The sequence below is a fragment of the Actinokineospora cianjurensis genome (assembly GCF_003663795.1).
In the GTDB taxonomy this organism is placed as follows: domain Bacteria; phylum Actinomycetota; class Actinomycetes; order Mycobacteriales; family Pseudonocardiaceae; genus Actinokineospora; species Actinokineospora terrae.
In genome coordinates this window covers 1-24,091 of the sequence record NZ_RCDD01000010.1, presented here as the reverse complement: position 1 = coordinate 24,091, position 24,091 = coordinate 1, and the positions used below count along the sequence as shown (strand labels likewise).

23 protein-coding genes are annotated in these 24,091 nt (G+C 72.4%); 14 read left to right on the top strand and 9 right to left on the bottom strand.

Features of this window, described 5'->3' with window-relative positions; genetic code table 11:
• Nucleotides 1-5 precede the first annotated feature (5 nt).
• Nucleotides 6-1,970, bottom strand: a complete 1,965-nt coding sequence (locus CLV68_RS31710; RefSeq protein ID WP_147460248.1) for a serine/threonine-protein kinase — start codon at nt 1,968-1,970, stop codon at nt 6-8.
• On the opposite strand from CLV68_RS31710, the gene CLV68_RS31705 reads away from it, so the two are divergent.
• Nucleotides 1,969-2,313, top strand: coding sequence for a hypothetical protein (locus CLV68_RS31705; protein WP_147460247.1), 345 nt, complete (start codon nt 1,969-1,971; stop codon nt 2,311-2,313). The two genes, CLV68_RS31710 and CLV68_RS31705, sit on opposite strands and share 2 nt — an antisense overlap.
• A 40-nt stretch (nt 2,314-2,353) precedes the next feature.
• Here the strand turns inward: CLV68_RS31705 and CLV68_RS31700 are convergent, their stop codons facing one another.
• The 3 genes from CLV68_RS31700 to CLV68_RS31690 are packed head-to-tail and all read right to left on the bottom strand — an operon-like array spanning nt 2,354 to nt 5,805.
• Nucleotides 2,354-3,472 carry a hypothetical protein gene (locus CLV68_RS31700; RefSeq protein ID WP_121394711.1) on the bottom strand — a complete coding sequence of 373 codons (1,119 nt, stop codon included), beginning with the start codon at nt 3,470-3,472 and terminating at the stop codon, nt 2,354-2,356.
• Between the two features lie 6 nt (nt 3,473-3,478).
• Nucleotides 3,479-4,492 (bottom strand): transporter substrate-binding domain-containing protein, encoded by a 1,014-nt coding sequence (locus CLV68_RS31695; RefSeq protein WP_121394710.1) that lies wholly within the window; start codon nt 4,490-4,492, stop codon nt 3,479-3,481.
• Nucleotides 4,489-5,805, bottom strand: coding sequence for a hypothetical protein (locus tag CLV68_RS31690; RefSeq protein WP_147460246.1), 1,317 nt, complete (start codon nt 5,803-5,805; stop codon nt 4,489-4,491). The genes CLV68_RS31695 and CLV68_RS31690 overlap by 4 nt, the downstream gene beginning before the upstream one ends.
• 392 nt (nt 5,806-6,197) lie before the next feature.
• On the opposite strand from CLV68_RS31690, the gene CLV68_RS31685 reads away from it, so the two are divergent.
• The gene (locus CLV68_RS31685; RefSeq protein ID WP_246010237.1) at nt 6,198-6,575 is read left to right on the top strand and encodes a YciI family protein; all 378 of its coding nucleotides are present in this window, start codon (nt 6,198-6,200) and stop codon (nt 6,573-6,575) included.
• A gap of 2 nt (nt 6,576-6,577) precedes the next feature.
• A complete protein-coding gene (locus CLV68_RS31680) occupies nt 6,578-7,744 on the top strand; it encodes an RNA polymerase sigma factor (RefSeq protein ID WP_121394705.1) in 1,167 nt (388 codons plus the stop codon).
• A 45-nt stretch (nt 7,745-7,789) separates the two neighbouring features.
• Here the strand turns inward: CLV68_RS31680 and CLV68_RS31675 are convergent, their stop codons facing one another.
• From CLV68_RS31675 to CLV68_RS31665, 3 genes are all read right to left on the bottom strand, one after another.
• A complete protein-coding gene (locus CLV68_RS31675; RefSeq protein ID WP_121394703.1) occupies nt 7,790-8,215 on the bottom strand; it encodes a histone-like nucleoid-structuring protein Lsr2 in 426 nt (141 codons plus the stop codon).
• Between the two features lie 165 nt (nt 8,216-8,380).
• Nucleotides 8,381-9,403 carry a methyltransferase domain-containing protein gene (locus CLV68_RS31670; RefSeq protein ID WP_170224709.1) on the bottom strand — a complete coding sequence of 341 codons (1,023 nt, stop codon included), beginning with the start codon at nt 9,401-9,403 and terminating at the stop codon, nt 8,381-8,383.
• 277 nt (nt 9,404-9,680) lie between these two features.
• Entirely contained in the window at nt 9,681-10,352 is a 672-nt protein-coding gene (locus CLV68_RS31665; protein ID WP_121394700.1) for a thiaminase II/PqqC family protein, read from the bottom strand.
• Nucleotides 10,353-10,633: 281 nt separating this feature from the next.
• Between CLV68_RS31665 and CLV68_RS31660 the strand changes: the two genes are divergently transcribed.
• Together CLV68_RS31660 and CLV68_RS31655 are read left to right on the top strand one after the other, a co-directional pair.
• The gene (locus tag CLV68_RS31660) at nt 10,634-11,803 is read left to right on the top strand and encodes a glycoside hydrolase family 19 protein (RefSeq protein WP_121394699.1); all 1,170 of its coding nucleotides are present in this window, start codon (nt 10,634-10,636) and stop codon (nt 11,801-11,803) included.
• Between the two features lie 209 nt (nt 11,804-12,012).
• Nucleotides 12,013-14,106, top strand: a complete 2,094-nt coding sequence (locus CLV68_RS31655) for a diguanylate cyclase (RefSeq protein WP_246010223.1) — start codon at nt 12,013-12,015, stop codon at nt 14,104-14,106.
• Nucleotides 14,107-14,109: 3 nt separating this feature from the next.
• On the opposite strand, the gene CLV68_RS31650 is transcribed toward CLV68_RS31655, so the two are convergent.
• Nucleotides 14,110-15,321 carry a threonine synthase gene (locus CLV68_RS31650; RefSeq protein ID WP_121394696.1) on the bottom strand — a complete coding sequence of 404 codons (1,212 nt, stop codon included), beginning with the start codon at nt 15,319-15,321 and terminating at the stop codon, nt 14,110-14,112.
• Between the two features lie 485 nt (nt 15,322-15,806).
• On the opposite strand from CLV68_RS31650, the gene CLV68_RS31645 reads away from it, so the two are divergent.
• From CLV68_RS31645 to CLV68_RS31630, 4 genes are all read left to right on the top strand, one after another.
• On the top strand, nt 15,807-17,204 hold the full coding sequence (locus CLV68_RS31645; protein WP_121394695.1) for a DUF2637 domain-containing protein: 1,398 nt from the start codon (nt 15,807-15,809) through the stop codon (nt 17,202-17,204).
• A 382-nt stretch (nt 17,205-17,586) separates the two neighbouring features.
• Entirely contained in the window at nt 17,587-18,366 is a 780-nt protein-coding gene (locus CLV68_RS31640; protein ID WP_121394693.1) for a TetR/AcrR family transcriptional regulator, read from the top strand.
• A 293-nt stretch (nt 18,367-18,659) separates the two neighbouring features.
• The gene (locus tag CLV68_RS31635; RefSeq protein ID WP_246010222.1) at nt 18,660-19,613 is read left to right on the top strand and encodes an LLM class F420-dependent oxidoreductase; all 954 of its coding nucleotides are present in this window, start codon (nt 18,660-18,662) and stop codon (nt 19,611-19,613) included.
• A gap of 272 nt (nt 19,614-19,885) precedes the next feature.
• Entirely contained in the window at nt 19,886-20,389 is a 504-nt protein-coding gene (locus CLV68_RS31630) for a hypothetical protein (RefSeq protein ID WP_121394691.1), read from the top strand.
• Between the two features lie 4 nt (nt 20,390-20,393).
• Here the strand turns inward: CLV68_RS31630 and CLV68_RS31625 are convergent, their stop codons facing one another.
• On the bottom strand, nt 20,394-20,696 hold the full coding sequence (locus tag CLV68_RS31625; protein WP_121394690.1) for a GNAT family N-acetyltransferase: 303 nt from the start codon (nt 20,694-20,696) through the stop codon (nt 20,394-20,396).
• Nucleotides 20,697-20,817: 121 nt separating this feature from the next.
• On the opposite strand from CLV68_RS31625, the gene CLV68_RS31620 reads away from it, so the two are divergent.
• From CLV68_RS31620 to CLV68_RS34415, 5 genes are all read left to right on the top strand, one after another.
• Nucleotides 20,818-21,312, top strand: coding sequence for a DUF6328 family protein (locus CLV68_RS31620; protein ID WP_121394688.1), 495 nt, complete (start codon nt 20,818-20,820; stop codon nt 21,310-21,312).
• 47 nt (nt 21,313-21,359) lie between these two features.
• Entirely contained in the window at nt 21,360-21,917 is a 558-nt protein-coding gene (locus tag CLV68_RS31615) for a GNAT family N-acetyltransferase (protein ID WP_121394687.1), read from the top strand.
• A gap of 118 nt (nt 21,918-22,035) precedes the next feature.
• Nucleotides 22,036-22,527 carry a YbaB/EbfC family nucleoid-associated protein gene (locus CLV68_RS31610; RefSeq protein WP_121394685.1) on the top strand — a complete coding sequence of 164 codons (492 nt, stop codon included), beginning with the start codon at nt 22,036-22,038 and terminating at the stop codon, nt 22,525-22,527.
• Nucleotides 22,524-22,838 carry a WXG100 family type VII secretion target gene (locus CLV68_RS31605; protein WP_246010221.1) on the top strand — a complete coding sequence of 105 codons (315 nt, stop codon included), beginning with the start codon at nt 22,524-22,526 and terminating at the stop codon, nt 22,836-22,838. Before CLV68_RS31610 ends, CLV68_RS31605 begins: the two co-directional genes overlap by 4 nt.
• 5 nt (nt 22,839-22,843) lie before the next feature.
• A partial coding sequence (locus tag CLV68_RS34415) for a WXG100-like domain-containing protein (RefSeq protein ID WP_483902900.1) occupies nt 22,844-24,091 on the top strand: 1,248 nt, incomplete at its 3' end.

Sequence of the window (24,091 nt, the reverse complement as noted above, 5' to 3'; positions counted from 1 at the left end):
CCGCCTCACACCAGCGTCTTCGGGCGGACCTCGTTGGCCCGGTCGACCAGCCGGGAGCGCAGGTCCCGGTCGGTGGTGAGCTTGGCGAGCGCCCGGTAGGAGCCCTCCAACCGTTCCCGCAGGCGGGTCTCCTCGTCGACCTGCTCGTCGGTGGCCTGCGGGGCGTGGCTCGCCAGGGCGAGCAGTGCGGCGCCGTGGACCTCGATGTCGAGGCGCGCGAGGCGTTCGGCGTCGAGACCGAGGCCGTCGAGCCGGTCGACCGCGGCGGGGACGGTGCCGGGGTCGGCGAGGGCGGCGCGGATCGCGGCGACCTGGGCGGCCACGTGGTGGGTGGAGCTGTCGGGAACCTCGTCGAGCACCTCGACTGCGTTGTCGTAGTCCTTGAACTCGGCGTAGGCGCGGGCGAGTCCGAACGCGGCGCTGACGTAAGAGCGGTCGGTGTCCCACACGCGCTCGTACAGGTCCAACGCGCGATCGGTGTCGCCTTGCCATTCCAGTGCCGCCGCGAGGGCGAGTTTCGGCGCCAACTCGCCGGGGAGCGCGCCGTAGACAGCTTCGAAGTGGGTGACGGCCGCGGCGGGGTCCTTGGCGGCGAAAGCGGCGACGCCGAGGTACCAGTCGGTGCGCCAGTCCCCCGGCAGCGCGGCGGTGAACTCGTCGAGCACGGTCCGCGCGGTGTCGACGCTGCCCGCGACGATGTGCGCGTCGACCAGGCGCAGCAGCAGTTCCGGGGTGCGCTCGGCCGCGCCGAGCAGGGTCTCGATCAGCTGGTCCGGGGTGATGGCGCCCAGGGTGGCGAGGAAACCCGCGGCCGGGTCGGCGGGGTCGACCAACGGGCTCGGCAGGCTTACCGGGACCTCGGTCCACGCCACCGGGGGGACCTCGTCCGCGGACACGATCCCCGCGCCGGTGCCGAACACCTTGCGTTCACGGGTGAACCGGGTCGATACCGTCCCGCACGGCTCTTCTTGTTCGTACGCCCAGACTTCGGCGAGCACACCCAGCACCTGCTCGCGCATGTCGTCCGCAGAGGTGAACCGGTGCGCGGGATCGGGGTGCGCTGCCCGGCGCAAGAGCCGACCGAAGGATTCGTAAGGGCCTTCGAACGACAGGTCATCAGGCAAGGCGTGGACGTACTTCCCGCTGAACTCGGCGAAGGGGAAGCTCAACACCGCCAAGGTGCGGCCGAGGGTGTAGAGGTCGGCGTGCACGGTAGGTCTATCGCCACCGTTCTCCACCTCGGGCGCCATGAACCCCACGGTGCCGTAGGCGTCGTTGTCGCTGTCGGCTCGGATGACGGCACCGAGGTCGATGAGCTTGACGTCCTGATCGACCTGCATGGCGTTGTGCGGCTTGAGGTCGCAGTAGACAAGACCTCGGCGGTGGAGGTAACCGAGCGCGGCAAGGATCTGGTCGGCGTAGCGCAAGACGATGAACACCGACAGCGGTGTGCGCTCACCGTCGTCGCCGCGGCTGCGTTGCAGCATCTCGAACAGGGAGCGCCCCGGCAGGTACTCCATGACGATGTAGCCCGCGACAACACCGGTGCGCTGGTCGGTGTGGTAGACGAAGTCGTTGATCTTCACGACGTTCGGGTGGTCCACCGCGACCAGGAACTGCTTCTCCCGCGCGGCGGCGTCGACCGCGGCCTGGTCGTGCGAGTTGATCAGTCCTTTGAGGACGACCCAGCGGTCGGCGGTGCCGTCGGCCAGGTGCAGGTCGCGGGCCAGGTAGATCCACCCGAGGCCGCCGTAGGCGAGGCAGCCGAGCACCTCGTAGCGGTCGACGACGCTGCCCTTGGCCAGGTTCGGCACGTAGGAGAACGGCGTGCGGTCGCGCGGGCAGAACCCCTCGTCCAGGCCGGGGCCGTCGCCGCGCGGCTGGCCGACGAGCTGGTCGCAGGCCGGGCAGACCCGCCTGCCGTAGGGGACCCTCGGGTCGGGCAGCACCGCGTCGGCCGGGTCGGGCATGGGGAACCACGGCAGCCGCACGGCGTCGAACCGGCTGCCACCCGGCCGCGCGGGTGGGCGCCCGGTGCTCGCGGTGCCACGGCCGCCCTCGCCCCGGCCCGCGCTCCCCCGGCCGGTCTCCTCGCCGCGCGCCGCCCGTGCCCGCTTCCCCGACGACGACCGCCCGGAGTACGGCCGTTTCCCGGACGACCCCTTGCCGGACGGGGCCTTCCCGGACGGCGTCTTCGCTGACGGGGCCTTGCCGGACGCGGGTGCCCCGGGAGACTTCGCGGGCGGTGGTGTCACCTTCGCGCTGGCGGGCGCGAGGAAGCCGCACTCGTCGCAGGACCCGTCCTCGAGGTAGGATCCGCCGCACCCCGGCCGGACACACGGGGTTCGTGCCGTCATGCGCGCCTCCGGATCACGGCGTTCTGGTAGGTCGTCACCGCGACGGTGGCCTCGGCGAGGTCGCAGGGCGCGGTCCACAGCAGCCGGTGCGCGTCGCGGTGCGCGGATGCCAACTCCGGGTCCTCGGCCAACCCGACCCGGACCGCCATCGCCAGGTACACCGCGAGCCTGCCGCGCAGTTCCTCGCGGCGCGCCAGCAGGCCCTCGGCACGGGAGAAGGCGACCGACAACGCGTCGGAGGCGGCCTCGACCAGCGCGATCGCCGTGTCGATCCCCTCGGCGACGGTCGACCACCTGCCCGCGGCAGCGGCGTCCGCCAATGCCCGCACCGCCGCGGCGGGCCGGTCGAACACGTCGGCGACCACCAGCCGGTCGGCCGAGGTGATCTTGGCGCGGACCTCGGCGAGCCGGTCGGCGGTCTTCGCGTGCTCGCCCGCCAGCTCACCGAGCAGGATCTCGGTCTCGGCGAGCCGGGCACGCAGCGACCGGACCCGGTCGACCGGGTTCAGCGAGATGACCGCCGATCCGACCCCGCCATCGTGCACACGCCCTGTGCCCAACGCTGCCGCGAGGGCGGACAGGGTAAGAACCGGCCCCTCCCCCACAACGCCGTCTCGCAGCGCCGTCAACAGAGCAGGTGTGTGGTCCGGTACGCAGAGGACGAACACGCCGTCGATGTCGAGGCTGTCGCCGATCACGTGTCCGGGAACGCAGTCGAGAAGGACCACGCGCAGAGAAGCCTGACTGCGCCGCACAATCCGGCGCATCTCGGCAAGCGGCAGCGCAGTCGTGGCGAGGTAGCGGCCATCTGTTCCGACGGTCGCCAGATGCAGCGCGCCGCCCTCTTCGGCCAACACACGGCCCGCGCAGTAGACCAACAAGAGGTCTTCGGCTTCTGACGCTGCCTGGTCGAGCACACGGACCACGTCAGCGGCGGAGTTCGGATCGGCCAAGACAGCGCAATGTGTGAGGCCGACACCGTCAGGCGAGGTCAGGATCGCGCGCAGGTTGTCCAAAGAGGCTGTCGCGGAAGGTAGCGGTGCCAGCGTCGTGTAGCCGCCGACGCCGATCAGGACGGCCCGGGACCGGTTCGGGTCCGGCAGGTGTTCGGTCATCGGGGCTCACCCACCCTCGTAGTCGGCGGGCGGCATGACCATCGGGCGGTCGCCGAACCACTTGCGGTACAGGTCCTGCATCGGCTTGCCGCGCATCCGCTCCAGCACCGCGTTGACCAGCCTGGTCAGCTCGGGGTCGCGGTGGGAGACGGCCACCGCGGCCGAGTCCTCGATCTCGACCGGGAACGGGTAGATCTCGGTGTTGGGGTCCTGGTCGTGGAAGCCCTCCAGGATCACGTCGTCGGTGGACACCGCGTCGACCTGGTGGCGCTGCAACTGCACCAGGCAGTCGGTGGTGTCGACGACCGGCACCGCGATGCCGCCGTGCTCGGTGACCCTGTCCAGGTTGACCGTGCCCGCGCCGGAGCAGACGGACTTGCCCGTGATGCCCTGGCGCGGGTCCCACTGGCCCGCGACGGCCCGGTAGGTGAGCAGCGCCTGCCTCGTCCGCAGGTAGGGCACGGAGAACCGCAGGCCGAAGGTGTCGACCCGCTCGCAGGTGACGCTCGCGTCGGCGATGATCAGGTCGACCTTGGCGACGGTGCCCGCGGGTGGGAACTGGCCGTTCTGGTCGGTCTCCAGCGCCAGGAACCGGTCCCTGGTCGGCATCGCCACGTACTGGATCTGGCCGGGCAGCAGCGCCGGGTCGCGGTCGGGGAAGATCGCCTTGGCGATCTCGACGGCGAGGTCGGCCTCCAGGCCCGCCACCGACCCGGTGCGCAGGTCGCGGGAGCTGAGCTTCGCCGCGGTCTGGCTGACGCCCACCCGCAGTTGCCTGCCGCGGATCCGGTCGATCACCCCGCCGCGCGGCAGCCGGACCAGTTCCGTGCCGTCCGGGCGCAGCGACGCCGTGGTGCCCTGGCAGCCGACGGCCCGGGGCTGCCCGGCCACGGAGGTCACGGCGGGCGGTTGCGGCTGCGGCGCGCTCGGCCTCGGCACCGCGCCCCGCGACGCGGGGGTGCACGCGGTCGTGGCGGCCAGCACCAGGAAGGCGGCGGCGAGCCGGGTGGTCGTCCTCATCGGTACTCCGCGATCCGGGGCCACAGACCGGCGAGCGCCGCGGCGCCCGCGACGGCCATCAGCACGGCCACCCCCACGTCGGTGCCCGCCAGCGCCGCCCTGGCGTCCACGATGGACTGGTCGACCTCGCGGCCTGCCGTGGCGATCACCCCGTCCAGCTCGTCCTTGAGCTCCTCGTCGGCGGTGATGGCCGCGGCCACCTCGGCGTACTGCGGGCGGGTCGCGGAGAAGTCCCGCTTGATCTCGCCCCGCCACTGCTCGACCTCGACCACGGCGCCGTCGAGCGCGTGCATGCCCGCGATGTCGAGCGGGGTGATCTCCAGCGCTCCCGCGTCGGGCGGGGTGGACCGCACGGCGGCGAGCTTGTCCTGCAACCGGTCGGTCCGCGCGGTCAGGTCGTCCAGGTCACCGATCAGCGGGAAGATCAACGCGCGGGCCTGGGCGCCGTCGAGGTTGCGGGCCTCGGCGCGGATCTCGGTCAGCGGGACCAGCCTGGTCGCCGAGAGCCGGGCGCTGGCGGCGGCGTTGGTCGCGGCGACCAGCGAGGCGGCGGTGAGCCAGCCGAACGCGGCGAGGGTGAGCGCGGTCGCCACCAGCATCCCGATGTTGAACCGCCTGCGGGTGCGGCGGGCCAGGTAGCGCTGGATGCCCACGAGGAGCAGCACGACGGCCAGGCCGACCGCGACGGCGAACCAGGGGAACGCGTCCACGCCTTCCGGAGGGTTCGCGTCCCGCAGGTCTTTGGCCAAACCGAGCATGGTTTCCCTCACCAGCAGGGACGCCTCGTTGAGATAAGAGGTACCGACAGGGTCCACTCGGCTGCTGTAGACCCAACCTGCCTCGACCAAGCCTGTATAGACGGGCAACAAGCTGGACAGGACAGCTAACCGCTCGGACGTCGTGAGCGCGCCCGTCGACAGATAGGCCCGCCTCGCCTGGCTGGTCAGCTCATTGATCCTGGCCGTTGGTGTCACCTCGGGAACGGCCTTGGTGGCGTAATCGAGCGCGGCAGCCGCGGCCACGACGTCATCGCGGAACGCCCGCTGTTGCGCGGCGACCTTCTCGCCGCTGACGAGCACCACCGAGAACGAGGTAGCGTCAGCGTCGGCGAGCGCCCGGTATGCCTCCCCCGCGGCCGCGTTCACCGCGCCGCGCCGGTCGGCCAGGTCGGTGAGCAGGTCGGCGCGCTGCCCGATGCTCAACGCCCCCACCAGGCCCGCCACCGCGGCGGCGGCCAGCACGGCGGCCGCGGCCAGCGTCAGCTTCCCCTCGGTCCGCCGGAAGTGCGCGACGACGGCCGCCCGCAATGCCACGCAGCCAACCCCCTCCGTCGCCCCCGGTGCTACCTCGCGTAATCGCTCGCGCACGGCAACCGCGTTATCGCAGCACAACCGGGGCCACCCGATCGGACGCTTGGCGCCTGCATGACGGGTTCCCGCTAGGCGCTGTCCTGTGGGTCTGGTGCGTGGGATTCGTGATCCGCGTGGTTCCTGGGTGCGCGGCCGGGAAGCCCTCGTACTGGGCGTACTCGGGTTTTCCGGCCGTGCGGCCAGGGGCCGCGCGGGCGCGGATAGCGCGTGCCGGACTCACAGGACAGCGCCTACCCTCCGTTGGGGTGTCCTGGCGACGGAGGCGGCTACGACGTCCCGGGCGACGGTGCGCGACAGGCGCGGCCGGTGACCTCGAGGAGATCGACGTGAAGTACATGCTGCTGGCCCACACCAACCACGAGGCATGGGCGGCCGCCACCCGCGAGTGGACCGCCACCGGGCAGATGCCCGCCGAGGTGGCCGCCGCCTGCGCGTTCTTCGCCGAACTGGGCCAGGAACTGGTGGCCTCCGGCGAGTTCGTCAGCGCGGAGGGCCTGGCCGACCCGGCGCACACCCGCACCGTGCGGCCCTCGGCCGGGGCGCCGGTCGCCACCGACGGGCCCTTCGCCGAGGCCAAGGACGTGCTGGTCAGCTACAGCATCGTCGACTGCGCGACGCCGGAGCGGGCCGCCGAGATCGCCGCGCGGGTGGTCGCGGCGACCGGCGACACCGTCGAGGTGCGGCCGCTGATGAACCCCATGGGCGAGCTGTAGCGGTGCGCGCGGACCTCGTGCGGGCGCTGGTGCCGCAGGTGCTCGGCGCCGTGGTGCGCCGGTACGGGCACTTCGACGCCGCCGAGGACGCGGTGCAGGAGGCCCTCATCGCCGCGCACAGGCAGTGGCCGGTCGAGGGCACCCCGGCGGACCCGAAGGCGTGGCTGGTCCGGGTCGCGGCGCGCAGGCTGGTCGACGGCCTGCGCGCCGAGCAGGCCCGCAGGCGCCGGGAGGAGGTCGTGGCCACCCGGTCGGTGCGCGACGACGACGGCGTGGTCGTGCCCGACTCCGACGACACGCTGGCGCTGCTGTTCCTGTGCTGCCACCCGGCGCTGACCCAGGACGCGCAGGTGCCGTTGACGCTGCGCGCGGTGGCGGGCCTGACCACCGCGGAGATCGCCCGCGCGTACCTGGTGCCGGAGGCCACCATGGCCAAGCGGATCACCCGGGCCAAGCGCAGGGTCCTGGACTCCGGGACGGGGTTCGCCGAGCCCGGCTCGCTCGCGGCGGTGCTGCAGGTGCTGTACCTGGTGTTCACCGAGGGCCACACCGGCCGCGCCGACCTGGCCGCGGAGGCGATCCGACTCACCGAGCACGTGCGGCGGCTGCGCCAGAACGACGCGGAAGTGGCGGGTCTGCTGGCGCTGATGCTGCTCACCGATGCCAGAGCCGCGACTCGGATCACGCCGGAAGGTGCCCTAGTACCGCTGGCGGAACAAAACCGCGCTCTCTGGGATCGGGCGCGGATCACGCAGGGAACGGAATTGGTCGAATTCGCCCTGACCCGGGGTAAAGAATTCGGCCCTTATACCGTGCAGGCGGCTATCGCGGCCGTGCACGCCGAGGCGCCAAGCGCCGAGGACACCGACTGGGCGCAGATCCTCGCGCTTTACCACCTGTTGGAGCGGGTGACCGACAACCCGGTCGTGACGCTCAACCGGGCGGTGGCCACCGCGATGGTGCACGGTCCACGGGCAGGTCTGACCGTCGTCGACAGCGTCGCCGGACACCTGAGCACCAACCACCGGCTCGCCGCTGTACGCGCGCATCTGTGGGAACTGGCGGGTGAACCCACCGCCGCGCGAGAGCACTACCTGGCCGCGGCACGGCAGACGACCAGCACTCCGGAACGGGAACACCTGCTCAGCAGGGCGGCCCGGTTGGCGTGAGCCGACCGGGCCGCCCTGCTGGTCCGAACTGGTGCGAGCGCCTGCTCAGCCGGAGAACGCGGCCTTGCGGGCCTTGGCGCGGCTCCTGGTCGTCTTGGCCGGTGCGACGACCTCGGGCTCCGGCTCGGCGTGCGCGGTCTCGTAAGCCTCGACCACCGCGGACGGGATGCGACCCCGCTCGGAGATGTCGTGGCCGTTGCGGCGTGCCCAGTCCCGCAGCGCCTTGGTCTCCTCCTTGCTGCGGCCCTCGCCCGCGGGCTTGCCCGGGGCGGCGGCGCGCTTGACGCGACCACCGGTGCGCCGCGCCGCGGCGACGTAGTCGGCCAACTCGCCGCGCAGGCGCTCGGCGTTGGCCTCGGACAGGTCGATCTCGTAGTTCACGCCGTCCAGGCTGAACTCGACCGAGCGGATGTTGTCACTGCTCGATCCGTCGAGGTCGTCGTAGAGCTGGACAATGGTCTTCTGAGCCATGCGGGCACCTCATCGCGCAAACTGGTTCGCTGGGGGTTGCTGTGGAAGTTAGCAGCCCGAAGCACCGCGCGCGGAGCGACCCGCCCGCCGCCGTCCACACCGGGCACTCCGAAGTAGACAGGAGCGGGCCGGATGTGGACGCCGGGGACGAGTCGGATACCCGGCTCAGCGCAGCGGCTTGGTCCGCCGACCGGTGACCCCGACCGGCCACCAGTAGCGCCGCACCGGCTCGAACCCGCTGTGGGTGAACCAGGACTCGACCTGCTCGGCGGTGTAGGTGTCGCGGTAGCGCGGGGACAGCACGTCGAACCAGGTGAGCGCGAGCTCGTCGTAGCGCCTGCGGCGGGTGAGGATGCGCGCGTGGGTGCTGCGCCGGACCGCGGACCGCACGACCGGCAGTGCGGCGATGGTGTTGAGCACCCGGACCGCGATCAGGGTCGGTAGCGACAACGCGCGGCAGACCTTGTAGATCGTGCGGTGCGACCAGTTGTGCAGGCCGAGCGGGCGCAGCAGGTCACGAACCAGCACGAGCGGGCTCACCTTGCGCTGGTAGACCCAGACGAACAACTCCCCGTCCTGGCGCACGAGCCGGGTCAGGCCGGTGAAGGCGATCTCGGTCGCGCCGGTGTGGTGGATGACACCGTTGCACCACAACCGGTCGACGGCGTGCTCGCGCACCGGCAGCGCGAACACGCTGCCCTGGACCACGTGCAGGTTCGGCAGGTCCGCCGCCGCCTTCGCGACCTCGGTGATGGCCGGGTTCACGTCGACGGCGAGGAAGGTCGCGCCGGGGTGGCGGCGGGCCAGCTCCACGGTGAGCTTGCCGCTGCCGCAGCCGATGTCGGCCACCACCAGCCCGTCGAGCGGGTCCGGACCGGCGCCCGCCTTGATGTCGAACACGTCGTGGAACTGGGCGACGTCCTCGTCGATCGTGCGGCCGAACACGGTGTCGGACTCGAAGCCGCCGTCGTGGAAGGTCTGCCACTCGAAGCCGAAGCTGGCCGCGACGTGGCTGTCGCGCTCGCGGGCGGAGACCAGCCGGGGCACGCCGTCGGCGACCGGGTAGTCCAGGCCGCAGTCGACGCAGAGCAGCTCGCCGCTGGTCACCTCGTCGGCGGCCTCGCCGGTGAACCGCAGCTTGCCCGAGCAGGACGGGCAGACCAGGAAGTCGAGCACACTGACACGCACGGAAATCGTTCCCCCTTCGGCACGGACGACCCGAACGACGGACGCCTGGCATCCGTATCGCGTACGTACCGACGGCGTGTCACCGCGCGGCGGGGCACCACCCGATGGAACCACTGGGCCCCCGACCGTCACCGACCGATCGGGCGCGCCGCTTGGGACGAATGTCGCCGTGGCGGCGGGAAACGGACGGATCGGTGTCAGTGCACCGAGGTGGCGCGCCAACGGCGAACGGCCCCGCCGTCGAGCGGGGCCGTTCGCCGTTCCCGGTGCCGCGCCCCTAGGCCGGGGCGTCCCCGGTGATGTCCGCGAGGGTGTTCCAGAACATCAGCTCGTAGCCCTGCAGCAGGCGCCCGTAGCCGATCGAGCGCTCCGGGGTCCAGCCACCGTCGAGGGCCTGTTGGATGGCGACCGCGTAGAGCTCCTCCAACTCCGGCACTGGCGTGGCGAAGAAGTCGAAGAAGCCGGTACCGGTCCCGTCGAAGCCGTAGTGCTCGCGCAGGCCCGCCGAGATCGTGGCGCAGTAGCCGCCCCACGCGGCGAAGTTGGCCAGGATGGCCAGCAGCGCGTCCCTCGGGTTGCCGTTGAGGGCGAGCCACGCCAGGTACGACGGGTACGCCTGGCAGCCGGGGGTCGGCCGGTAGGCGCGGATCGCGTCGTCGTCGAGCCCGCACGCCGCGGCGAAGTCGCCCAGCTTGGCCAGCGCCAGCCCCTCCCCCGAGGCCAGCGTGCTCAGCACCTCGCGGGCGGCCGGGTCGACGGCCTGCGCGGCGAGGGTGAGGAAGGTGCGCCAGTCGCTCTGGATGATCCGGTGCTGCTCGGCGGCCAGCGCGGCGAGCGCGGCCAGTGGCGCGGTACCCGCCGCCACGGCGGGGACGAACCGGTTGTCGTGCTCCCCGGGCAGCAGCTCGCGCTGCACCCGCTCCAGTAGTTCCTTGCCGGTCTCCGGCATCGCGGACCTCCCCGTGCGTCGCTGCCCGACCGGCCCCACCCTAGATCATCTCCGGTCGGCCGGTCAGCGGGAGCCGACCCGCGCTCGCGTTCCACAGCAGACCCGATCCGCGCCGCCACCGGGGCGGTGTGACCGGATTGCGGAAGGAATGGTCTAGACCTTGACGCCGGTTGGCGCAATCGACGAAGCTGAAAATCCGGCCGCACCGCCGCCTCACGTCGGTGGTCGCCGATCCCTGCACGCCCGCCCTGTCCCGGAGCGGGCCCCAAAGGAGTGATCACGTGTCGAGAAACCGCATCATCGCGGCGCTGGTCGCGGTCGCGGCGGTGGGAGGGGTGGCGTTCCTCATCCCCACCACCACCGCCTCCGCCGCCGACTGCGCGCCCGCGTGGAGCAGCGCGACCGTCTACACCGGCGGCAAGACCGCCGCGTACAACGGCCGCAACTGGTCGGCGAAGTGGTGGACCCAGGGCGAGACCCCCGGCGCGGCCCAGGTCTGGGCCGACCAGGGCGCCTGCGGCGGCACCACGCCGACCACCACGACCCGGCCCACCACCACGACCACCACCCGGCCGACGACGCCGACCACCGGCCCCGACGGCTGCCTGCACCCGGACTGGGTCCAGGGCAAGCAGTACAAGACCGGCGACATCGTCCGGTTCACCGACGGCAAGTACTACATCGCCGAGCACGACAACCCGGGCTACAGCCCCGTGGTCAGCACCTGGTACTGGGACCCGTTCACCTGCGGCACCCAGCCCACCACGTCGAACCCCACCACCACGTCGAACCCCACCACCTCGAATCCCACAACGACTTCCACCCCGTCGGGCAACTTCGTGGTGTCCGAGGCGCAGTTCAACCAGATGTTCCCGAGCCGGAACACCTTCTACACCTACAAGGGCCTGACCGACGCGCTGGCCGCCTACCCCGGGTTCGCCAACACCGGCACGGACACCACCAAGCGCCAGGAGGCGGCGGCGTTCCTGGCCAACGTCAACCACGAGACCGGCGGGTTGGTCTACATCAAGGAGATCAACGAGGCGAACTACCCGCACTACTGCGACGCGGCCCAGCCCTACGGCTGCCCGGCTGGTCAGGCCGCCTACTACGGGCGCGGCCCGATCCAGCTGAGCTGGAACTTCAACTACAAGGCCGCCGGTGACGCGCTGGGCATCGATCTGCTCGGCAACCCGTTCCTGGTGGAGCGGGACCCGGCCGTGGCCTGGAAGACCGCGCTCTGGTACTGGAACACCCAGAAGGGCCCCGGCACGATGACCCCGCACGACGCGATGGTCAACGGCCGTGGATTCGGCGAGACGATCCGCAGCATCAACGGCGCCCTCGAGTGCAACGGCGGCAACCCGGCGCAGGTGCAGAGCCGGATCAACGCCTACCAGCGGTTCACCCAGCTGCTGGGGACCACCCCGGGGTCGAACCTGAGCTGCTGACCCAGCGTGACGCCCGGGGTGGCCGCCGGTGCCTCGGCACCACCCCGGGCGACACACGTTCGGCCTAACGTGACGATCACCAGTCGAGTCGTGTCGCGGGGCGGAATCCCGCTATGCCACTCTGTCCGTGTGGTCGACTACGCCGCATCCGTCCGATCTCGACGCGCCGCGCGCGCCGGGGACGGCCGCGCACCGGGGCGGTCACGCCGGTGACGCCCGCCGCCGCGTCGCGCTGGCCGTGGGTGCTGTACCTGGCGGCGGGCGCGGCGCTGGTCGTGCTCTACTACCTCGCCCCGGTCACCGCGGGCGGGTTCCCGCTGCGGGTGGTGCTGTACTGCTTCATCAGCGCCTCGGCCGCGGTCGCGGTGTTCGTCGGCCTCACCCGCTACCGGCCGAGACCGTGGCTGCCGTGGCTGCTGATCGCGGCGAGCCAACTGGTCTACGCGCTGGCCGACAGCATCTTCTACCTGCTGCACTACGCCTTCGACCTCACCACGTACCCGTCGCTCGCCGACCCGTTCTACCTGGCGCACTACCCGCTGGCGGTGGCCGGGATCGTGCTGCTGATCCGCCGCCGCACCCCGGGCCGCGGCCTGGCCGGGCTGCTGGACGCGGGCACGCTGGCGGTGGTCGCGGCGATGCTGTCCTGGCTGTACGTGATCGGCCCGCAGACCCGCCTCGGCGCGCCGCTGCTGGTGGAGGTCGTGTCGCTGGGCTACCCGGTGATGGACCTGGCGCTGCTGACCGTCGCACTGGGACTCGTGCTCGGCCCCGGCGCCCGCCCGCCCGCGTTCGGGCTGTTCCTCGGCTGGCTCGCCGCGATCATGACGGCCGACACGATCTACGTGGTGCAGCAGCTCAACGGCACCTTCCAGGCGGGCAACTTCCTGGACGCGATCTGGCTGGCAGGCAACCTGGCGCTGGGCGCGAGCGCGCTGCACCCGACGATGCGGGCGATGGCCGAGCCGTCGCCGGTGCCGGACGCGCCGCTGAGCCCGTTCCGGATCGCGGGCCTGTCCGCGGCCGCGCTGATCGCCCCCGCCGTGCTGTTCGTGCAGTGGGCAGGCGGGTCGGTGCGCGACGTGCCGGTGGTCGCGGGGACCTGCGCGCTGCTGTTCGCGCTGACCATCGCCCGGCTCGCCGCCCTGGTGTCCGACCAGCGCAGGCTGGCCATCACCGACGCGCTGACCGGCCTGCACACCCGCCGGTTCTTCGAGGCGCAACTGCCGCTGGAGATCGCCAGGGCGGGTCGCACCGGCGGGTCGGTCGCGGTCCTCATCGCCGACGTCGACCACTTCAAGACGATCAACGACCGGCACGGGCACCCGGCTGGCGACCAGGTGCTGGTCGAGATCTCGGCGCGGCTGCGGGCCACCGTGCGCGCCGGTGAGGTGCTGGCCCGCTACGGCGGCGAGGAGTTCGCGCTGATCCTGCCGGGCGCCACCGCCGAGACGCTGCCGATCATCGCCGAGCGGTTGCGCCAGGAGGTGTCCGGGACGGAGATCCCGATCGCGGCGCAGCGGCGGATCGCGGTGACGGTGTCGATCGGCACGGCCGTCTACCCCGCGCACGGCACCACCCCCGACGACCTCGTGTCCATCGCCGACCGAGCGCTCTACGCCGCGAAGGCCGCGGGCCGCGACCAGGTCGTGTTCGGCCGCTCGCCCAACCGCCTCGACGCCGCGGGCGGCGGGCTGGACTACCTGCACCTGGTTGCCGACGAGGTCGACGCGCTGCTGGCCGGTAGGCAGCGCAGTCGCGCGGTGGCCAGGCTGGCGCGGTTGCTCGCGGTCGAGTCCGGTCTCGACGACGGCGCGGCCGGGATCGCCCAACTGGCCGGGCGGCTGCACGACATCGGCAAGATCACCGTCCCGCGGACCGTGCTGGGCAGGCGGGCCGGGTTGACCGACGCGGAGTGGGAACTGGTGCGGGCGGTCCCGGCGCACGGCGCCAGGATGGTGTCGATCGTGCCCGGGCACACCGCCGTCGCCGAGGTCATCCGGCAGCACCGCGAACGCTGGGACGGCACCGGCTACCCGGCCGGGTTGCGCGGCGCGGAGATCCGCGCGGAAGCCCGCGTGGTGGCGGTGTGCGACGCGTGGGTGGCGATGCTGTCGGACCGGCCGCACCAGGCCGCGCTCACGGCTGAGCAAGCGCGGGCCCAGGTGTTGGCCGGTCGCGGCACGCAGTTCGACCCGGCGGTGGTCGACGTCTTCCTCGGTCTCCTCGACAGCGGTGGCCTGCCGCCGGACCAGGTCGCGCCGCGGCAGCGGACGGCACCGGTGTCGGCGCCGAACGCCTGATCCCTAGTCGGGGTCGGGGAGCGCGCCGTCGGCGGGGATGGTGGGGACGTCGACGCGGACGGTGTCGGGGTACTTGACGCCAGACCCGGTGTTGAGGACGACGACGCGCTCGTCGCCGCGCAGCCAACCCGACTCCCGCAGGCGGATCAGGGCGGCGAAGCAGGCCGCGCCCTCCGGGCAGACGAAAGCACCCTCGTCGGCGGCGAGTTCCCGTTGCGCGGCAAGGAGTTCCACGTCGGTGACGGCGACCGCGGTGCCCTGGGTCTCGGCCAGGGCGCGCAGGATCAGGAAGTCCCCCAGCGGCTTGGGGACGTTGATGCCGAAGGCGACCGTGGTGGGCGCGGCGGGGGCGACGCTCTCCTGGGCGCCGGCCTCCCAAGCGTCCACAATGGGCCGACACCCCTCGGCCTGCACCGCGACCAGGCGGGTCTCGGGGGTGAGCCTGCCCAGCTCGCGCATCTCGTCGAGGGCCTTGTGGATGCCGATCAGGCCGACCCCGCCACCGGTCGGGTACAGCAGGACGTCGGGCGCGCGCATGCCCGACTGCTCCACGATCTCGTACCCCATCGTCTTCTTGCCCTCGATGCGGTACGGCTCCTTCAGCGTCGACACGTCCTGGTAGTCCGGCCGCGACGCCAACGCCTTGCGGATCAACGCGCCCGCGTGCGAGATCAGACCGTCCACGAGGTAGAGCTCAGCACCGGCGGCCACACACTCCGCGCGGGTGATGACCGGCGCGTCCACCGGCATCGCGATCAACGACCGCAGCCCGGCCCGCGCCGCGTAGAGCGCCCACGCCGCGCCCGCGTTGCCATTGGTGGGCATGGCGATCCCACGAACACCCAACTCAGCTGCGCGAGACACACCCACCGCAGCACCGCGAGCCTTGAACGACCCGGTGGGGATAAGACCTTCGTCCTTCATCCAGAGGTCGGGCACACCGATGCGCTTACCGTGCACCGGTAAAGGCAACAGCGGCGTCATCCCCTCCCCCAGGCTGACCACCGCAGACTCGGCCGACACCGGCAACACCTCGTGATAGCGCCAGAGCGTCGGAGCCCGTCCGGCGGGCGACATCCCCCGCGCGGCATCCAGGTCGTACCGCGCCAACAACGGCGAACCGCAGTCACAGGTGCCTTGCACCACGGTCGCGTCGAGGCGCGCGCCACACTTGGGGCACTCCAGGTGCGACAGGGTCGAGTACCGCTCGGTCACGGTCCAGCCTCCACGGGTCGGGTCATCCCACCGTAGGCATCCCCTAGGGGGTGAATCCAGCGTCCACCCGGGGATCTCACAGGAAGCGGACCGCGGCGACCGGGATCGTGCTGTCCGCGGCGACCTCGTGGGGCTTCTTCCGAACCGGCGACGGCGCCGGTGTGGGTGTTCGCCGCCACGATCGGGGCGGTGCTGGGTGACGGGGTGCTGTCGACGGTGGTCGGTGGACCGCGACCGGTGCTGTCGCTGCTGGTCGTGGTGCTGGCGCTGGTCTGGCGCAGGCGTTCCACAAAGGACAGGAATGCCCAGGTCGGGCCGACCTTGATAACGGGGAGGGCACGAGTGGGTCAAGATCGTTGATCTGCGGTCACGGCTGGCACCCCCCGGGTGGACGGGTGATCGGGGCGTCCGACAGAGTGCTCTCACCCCATCGACTCGACACCGGGTCCCGCGTCATCCGCCATCCACTCGACAGGAGCGCGCAGGTGAGTCCGAAGATCGACATAGACCCCGAGCACGCCGAGGCCGTCGCGGCCAAGGCGACCCTGGCCGACAAGATCCGCTACGCGTGCGCGCAGGTCGACCCGCCGACCACGCACGCGATCCAGCAGTGGCTTGCCGCCTACGGGGTCAACGGCGTCACCCGCGCGTACGCGACCGGGATCATCAACACCTGGCGCGGCGAGCACAAGATCGGCGACACCGGCGACCTGGTGGCGATGAGCCCGGAGCTGCTGGCCGAGCTCGACGCGCTGCGCTCCACCGAGCACGACGGCACGCCCGCCGACGAGTCGCCGACCGTGGTCGGCCTCACCCCGGTCGTCCCCGCCGCCGACACCCCGGCCACCGCCGAGGAGAACGCCGCGGCGGTGCCCACCGACACCGCGCCCGCTGTTTCCCCAGAGGCACCGCTCGCCCCCCGTACCCCCAACCCCGACTCGGACACCGTGGACACCGACAGAGACTCCGCAGCCGCGACCATCACCCTCCCCGCGGACAGCAGCACCGCCCCCGAGCAGGACAGCGCGGCTGAGCACAACGCCGTCGAGCACGACACAGCCGAGCACAACGCCGTCAAGCCGAACGCGGCTGAGCAGAGTGCCGCCGAGCAGAGCGCCAACGAGCACATCGCGCACGAGCGCGTCGAGACCGTGGACGTCGACGACGAGCGCGGCACCCCGGGCACGGCGGTGGCCGAGGCGCCCAAGGTCGGCAACGCGGTCGTCGTGGCCGAGCAGGTCGAGCCGGTCGACGCCTACGTCACCGCGCGCGCCGAGCGGGTGCCCAACCCGCTGCTGGAGCCCGCCGCGCCGCTGACCTCCCAGATGCCGACCGTGCTGTCCTGGTCGGCGAACATGGCCTGGATCGTGGTGCTGGTCGCGGCCATGGGCATCTCGTGGTGGTCGCTGTTCGAGTACGCCCGCGCGTTCAGCATCCCGACCCCGCTCGCGGCGGTCGTGTCGCTGGTGTTCGACGCCTCCGCGCTGATCGTCGCCGGTCTCGCGCACCGCTACGCGCTGTCGCCGTACTCCGGCGCGGGCCCGCGGTTCGCGCTGCTGGCCCTGCTCGCGGGCAGCGTCTACCTGAACTGGGAGCACGCGGCGGGCAAGGGCTACGGCATCGAGGCGTCGATCATGTTCGCCGCGCCGGCCGCGGTCGGCATCCTGCTGTTCGAACTGCACATCGGCTGGCACTCGCGCAGTGAGCGGCGCGCCCGCGGCCGGGTCGCCCGCTCGCTGCCGGTCATCGGCGCGTGGGGCTGGTTCCTGCACCCCCTGCAGAGCGTGACGACGCTGTGGCGGGTCACCCACGCGCGGGGTGTGTCGGTGCGCGAGGCGGAACTGACCAGCATCGAGCAACTGCGCGCGGTCAGCGCCAACTGAGCAGGCGGCACGTCGCGAGGCCCGGACCGGCAGTCGGTCCGGGCCTCGCGCATTCACCGGCGTATAGCGTACGAACTCGGGTACGGTGGGGTTCGGCACACCGCCGCGCCCACCGCCGCCCGTTCGGCGACCGGCACCACACGCCGGGCGCGCCACCCCCGGGCGGCGGGCGCGGGTCGGTCCGCCGCTGGTATCCCTATGCACTGGTATCCCTATGCAGTACAGGAGGGGACGAATGGCCGAGTCGAGTCAGCCGGGCACGCCGATCGTCCACACGCGAACGTTGGGACCGATCACGGTCGGTGATCCGCGGGTGGCCGGATTGGCCCGGGCCTGTGCGTCGCCGACCGCACCGAGGCGGACCAGTTAGGATCGGGCCACCATGGCAAAGGACGCGACGAAGGACCACAGCGGGGGCGGCGACCCCGCGCGCAGCCTCGCGCTGCTGTGGCGCAAGCAGACCCAGGCGCCGGTCCGCAACGGCAGGCGTGACCTCAGCGTCGACCGGATCGTGGCCGCGGCCATAGAGGTCGCCGACACCGACGGCCTCTCGGCGCTGTCGATGCGCAGGGTGGCCGACAAGCTCAACGTGGGCACGATGTCGCTCTACACCTACGTGCCCGGCAAGGCCGAGCTGGTCGACCTGATGCTCGACACGGTCTACGCCGACACCCACCACCCCGCACCCGAGGTCGCCGAGGACAACCGGCGCTGCTGGCGGGCGCGGCTGGAACAGGTGGCGCGGCGCAACTGGGACCTCTACCACCGGCACCCGTGGATGCTGCGGGTCGGCGTGAGCCGCCCGCCGCTGGGTCCGAACGTGATGGCCAAGTACGACTACGAGTTGGGCACCGTCGCCGGGATCGGGCTCACCGAGACCGAGATGGACACGGTGCTCACCCTGGTCATCGGCCACGCGGAGACCTCGGCCCGCCGCGCGGTGGAAGCCGACGGCGACGGCGAGTCCGGGGTCAGCGAACAGCAGTGGTGGGCCGCGCACAGCCCGGTCCTGACCACCCTGCTCGACCACACCCGCTACCCCCTGGCCGCCGCCGTGGTCACGGCCGTCGGCCGCGCCGCAGACGACCCCCACCACGTCTTCGAGTTCGGCCTCGCCCGAATCCTCGACGGCGTCCAGGCCCTGGTCGACTCGCGCGGCTGACCCGCACCTCCGCACTCCCGCACCCGCACCCGGCCTGAGGTCCGGCCGCCGCACCCGGCCTGAGGTCCGCCGCCGACCAAGATCAACTCCGCTCCCGGGGCCCACCCTCCCGGGGGCCGGGGGCCCATCTCTGAACCTATCGCGGTCGGCGGCTCGTCAATAGGGGCGCGGACAAGCTGTGGATGGATCAGTGCCTTGTGGATGGACGCGCCGCCCGGACTCGACGCGCGGCCCGCGCTCGCGGCGGCCGGTCCTACCGGTCGGCGACGGCGGGCGCGGCTAGCCTGGCTGGGGTGAGCACCGAGTCTGCCGCCCCAGCACTGCGGATCTTCACCGAGCCGCAGCAGGGCGCCACCTACGACGACCTGTTGACCATCGCCAGGCACACCGAGGACACCGGGTTCGACGCCTTCTTCCGGTCCGACCACTACCTGTCCATGGGATCGTCGGACGGCCTGCCCGGCCCGACCGACGCGTGGACGACCCTGGCCGGGCTGGCCAGGGAGACCAGCCGGGTCCGGCTGGGCACGCTGATGACCGCGGCCACCTTCCGCCACCCTGGGCCGTTGGCGATCTCGGTGGCCCAGGTCGACCAGATGTCGGGCGGCCGGGTCGAGTTCGGCATCGGCACCGGCTGGTTCGACGACGAGCACACCGCCTACGGCATCCCGTTCCCGCCGCTCGGGGAGCGCTTCGACCGGTTGGCCGAGCAGCTGGAGATCATCACCGGGCTGTGGGCGACGCCGGGCGGGGAGCGGTTCTCCTTCGCGGGCAAGCACTACCGGCTGACCGACTCCCCCGCGCTGCCCAAGCCGACGCAGCGCCCGGGTCCGCCGGTGCTGATCGGCGGTGGCGGCCCCAAGCGCACCCCGGCGCTGGCCGCGCGCTTCGCCGACGAGTTCAACCTGCCGTTCGCGCCGGTCGAGGACGCCGTGGCCCAGTTCGCCAGGGTCGACGCGGCGTGCGCGGAGATCGGCAGGGACCCGGCGTCGGTGACCAAGTCCGTCGCGCTGGTGGCGTGCGTCGGCCGCGACGACGCCGAGGTGGCGCGCCGGGCCGGGGTGATCGGCCGCGACGTGGACGAGTTGCGGGCCAACGGGTTGGCAGGCACGCCCGCGCAGGTCGTCGACCGGATCGGGCAGTGGCGGGAGCGGACCGGGATCGCCCGCCTGTACCTGCAGGTGCTCGACATCGCCGACCTGGACCACCTCGACCTGGTCGCCGAGGCGGTCGCGACCCAGCTCTGAGCGCTGTGGTGACCGTCTCAAGGGGACCGCGCCATGAGATGGATCACTGCCTGCGTGTCCGGACCGGACTGTCCGGACCGGACACGGGCCGCGGCGGGGCGTGTCGCGAAGGCGCTGATCACGGTGCGTGTGCGCGAGCGGCGGTCCGGGTCAGCGCACGCAGATGACATCCGGCCCCAGGACTGCGTTAACCGGACCCGCCTAGGCTGCCGCACGTGCCGGGAGGGGATCCGCGCAGAAGCGCCGGGGGTGGTCGGACGTACGATCACGCCGTGATCGACCTGAGTACGTTGCTCGACCCGCTGGCCTGGCCCCGGTGGCTGGCCCGCGACGCCGAGCGGCGCAAGGTGGTCGGGCCGGAGGTGATCGCCCAGGTCGAGCAGGCCGTGCGCGACTTCCCCGCCGCGGCCTTCGCGGCCGGGCTGCTGCCCGCCCCGCTGCCAGTGGAGCACGCCGAGAAGCTGCCGCGCGGCGAGCACCGGGAGACGACCGAGGGCGCCAAGGTGCGGCACCGGGTGGTGCCGGAGCCCGGCGAGGTCCGCGGCTGGAGCCTGGGCCGGGGCGTGGTGATCAGCATGGCCCAGGCGACCGTGCGGCCGGTGTACGTGCCGGTCGCCCGCGGCGAGAGCGCGGCGCTGCGCCAGGACGGGACCGTGGTGCGGGCGCTGATCTCCGGGTGGGAGCCGTACCCGGCGCCGGTGGAGGTCGAGTACGACGACCGGACCGTCCCGCTGGAGGACTACCTGCGCCGGATCCTGTCCGAGCACCGCCGCTAGCGGGTCAGTCCGCCGCGGTGGAGCGGTTCTGGTAGGCCAGCTCCAGGTACTCGGGGTGGCGGCGCATCCAGGCCGCGATGAACGGGCAGGTCGCCAGCACCGGCAGGCCGCGGGTCCGCGCGTCCTCCAGCGCGGCCCTGGCCAGCGCGCCGCCGACGCCCTTGCCCTCGAACGCCGGGTCGACCTCGGTGTGCGGGTAGACCACCAGGTTGTCGCCGCGCAGGTACTCGGCGAACCCGGCGACCGCGCCGTCGACCAGTGCCTCGAACCGGCCGCGCTCGGCGACGTCGACGACCTCGACAGCCACGTGAACCTCCTGGTCGATGGGTACCGAACCGATCCTACGGGCGTGAGATGTCCGGTTTGCGAGGGGACTTCCCGAGGAATGTTCGGATCAGGTCCCCCACCGCGCGAACCAGGAGTCACGGATGACGATCGAGCAGGGCAACCCCGGCGCCGCGAGCCAGGAGGACGGCGAGGAGACGCACCAGCAGCGGCTGACCCGCAACCTGCACGAACTGCTCCAAGAGCTGCGGGTAGCGCAAGCGGGCGTGCAGATCCTCTTCGGCTTCCTGCTCTCGATCGCGTTCACGGAGGTCTATGTCCGCGACGCGAACACCTTCGAGCGGGCGACGCACCTGGTCGCGGTGCTGTTCGCGGTGGCCTCCGTCGGGTTGCTGACCGCGCCCGCCGCGTGGCACCGGATCCTGTTCCGGCAGGGCAAGCGCGAGGAGATCATGCGGCTGGCCACGCGCACGACCATCGCGGGCCTGGTGTGCCTGTCGCTGGCGGTCGCGGCGTCGGTGCTGCTGCTGGCGGAGATGGTGATCGGCGGCTGGGCGGCGTTCGTGATCGCCGGGGTGTGCGCGGCGCTGATCATGCTGCTGTGGTTCGCGGTGCCGATGCGCGAGCGCGCGGACTAGCCGAAAACCGCAGGTGGCCCTCGCGGGCCGCCTGGTTCACTCTGCGGATGAGCTCGTTCTGGACCGGGACCAAGGTGCGGCTGCGCGGGGTGGAACCAGCGGACTGGGAGGTGTTCCAGTCCTTCGCCGAGCACAGCGCCGACGCGCGCGCGGCGGACCGGCTGCACCCGCCCCGTTCCGCCGCGTGGTTCCGCGAGTCGATCGCGAAGCGCGCCACCCACGGCGGTGAGGACCTCGACCTGGCCATCGAGTCGCGGCGGACGGGGGAAGTGGTGGGCGCGCTGTCGACCGGCGGGGTGGACCGCCGGGCTGGGCGGTTCAGCTACGGCATCGGCGTCGGCCACCAGCACCAGCGCAACGGGTACGCCAGGGAGGCCATCGCGCTCCTGCTGGGCTACATGTTCAGCGAGCAGCGGCTGCACAAGTGCGAGGTGAAGGTCTACGAGTTCAACGATGCCTCGCTCTCGTTGCACCGGTCGCTGGGGTTCGTCGAAGAGGGGCGGCTGCGCGCGCACGAGTTCTTCGGCGGTCGCCACTGGGACGCTGTCCTGTTGGGCATGACGCTGCCGGAGTTCCTTGATCGATGGGAACTCCCAGAGGTCTAGGCCAGACCGTCCACTCTTGGCCCGCGGTGGACGCGTTAGGTTTGGTGGCAACCTGGGGGGATCCAAAACGGGCCGCGGCGCGTCGCAGGGGTGTCCCAGAGTCGATCGGAGGGGACGCATGACCGACCCAGCTGAGCACCGGGCCCGGCTCGAGGCGCGCAACGCGGCGATGCGGGAGAACGTGGCGGGCCTGCTCGCCGACCTGAACCGGCGCACCAGCGAGCTGGCCGACGCGCAGGGCAGGGTGGCCGCGGTGACCGGTTCGGCGACCTCCCCGGACGGCCTCGTCCGCGCGGTGGTCAACCCGGCCGGTGTGCTGACCGAGCTGACCTTCGCGCCGACCGCGTTCACCAGGTCCACCCCGGAGAAGCTGGCCAGGCAGGTCGTGGCGACCGCGCAGGCCGCCGCCGGGTCGGCCCGCGACCAGGTCGAGGCGCTGCTGGCGCCGCTGCAGGGCGGGACGGACCTGTCCAGCCTGGTGGAGGGCGCGCCGTCGTTCGCCGACCTGCTGCGCCCGCCCGCCGCCACCACGCCCCCGCCCGCCGCGCCGCGACACGCGGCCGAGGATGACGACGACGACTTCGGCGGCGTGTTCGGGGGGCGGCGATGACCGGCTTCGGGATCGACCCCACCGCGGTCCGGTCGGGCGCGAACGGGTACGGCACGGCCGGTGACCTGCTGGCCGACGCGCGGCGCAAGCTGACCGACGCGCTGTCCGCGCAGGGCGCCTGCTGGGGCGGCGACGAGTCGGGGCAGGCGTTCGCCAAGGACTACGTGCCCGCCGTCGAGGGCATGACCCAGGCGTTCGGCGACCTGGCCACGGCGTTGCAGGCGATCAAGACGGCGTTGACGGAGTCGGTCGCAAGCCAGCAGGGCACCGACCAGAGCAGCGGTGACGGCCTCACCGCGATCCGGGGCTGAGCCGCGTGTCGATCACCATCCCGCCCGAGATCACCTGGCTGTTCCCGATCGTGGTCGGCGAGAGCTGGCCGGAGGGCGACGAGGACAAGCTGCGCGCGCTCGCCGACGCGTGGCGCACCGCGGGCGGCGGCGTCGAGGACGTCATCGCCCAGGCCAAGAACGCCGCGACCCAGGCCATGGGCGGTATGGACGGGCCTGCCGCCGAGGCGTTCGAGAAGTACTGGGCGCAGTTCGTCGAGGGCGACGAGGCGTACCTGACCAAGCTGCGGGCCGCCTGCGACGGCCTCGGCGGGTCGTGCGACAACTGCGCGCTGGAGGTGGAGTACGCCAAGTACTCGATCATCGCCGCGCTGATCATGCTGGCCATCGAGATCGCCGCGCTGATCGCCGCCGCGTTCGGCACCTTCGGCGCCTCCAGCGCGGGCATCCCGGTGGCGCAGGTGGCGACCCGGATCACCGTGCAGATGATCTTCCGCAAGCTGATCACCGCGATCCTGCGCGAGGTGCTGACCGAGGTCGCCATCGACGCGGCGATCCAGGGCCTGCAGATGGCCAAGGGCGACCGCAAGAGCTGGGACCTGGCCAAGACCGGCGGCGCCGCGCTGTCGGGCGCCATCTCCGGCCTGGTCGGCGGCGGCATGGACTTCATCCCCACCCGCGCCACCGGCCTGCCCGGCCGCACCGCCGAGGGCGCCTTCCGCGGCATGGCCGAGGGCGCGGGCTCCACCGTCATCAACGCCGCCGTCACCGGCCAGGACCTGACCGCGGGCGACCTGTTCCGCTCCACCGTCTCCGGCGGCGTCTCCGGCGGCATCGGCGGCGCCAAGTCCCACTACGACACGCCCACCGCCATTCCCACCGTCGGTCCGGCCGCAGGCGGCCCGCCCGGTGGTGGCCCCCCTTCCGGCCGCCCGCCCGCAGGTGGTCCTCCCGCAGGCGGCCCACCTTCCGGCCGCCCTCCTGCTGGTGGCCCTCCCTCAGGTGGTCCCCCCGCTGGTGGCCCTCCTGCCGGCGGCCCACCCACCGGCAGTCCCCCTCCGGCGGACCTCCCCCACGCACCCCGGCACCGACAACCCCCTCCGCCGCCCCCACCCTCCCCGCGCCGACCTCTCCCACCGGCCACACTCCCCCCGCCCCATCCCCGACAGGCCGCCACTCAGCCCCACCCCTCACCCCCGACACCCCGACGTCGAGCCCCCCGTCCCCCACCGGCACCCCACCCCCCACCAACCGCCCCACCGCCCCACCCCTCA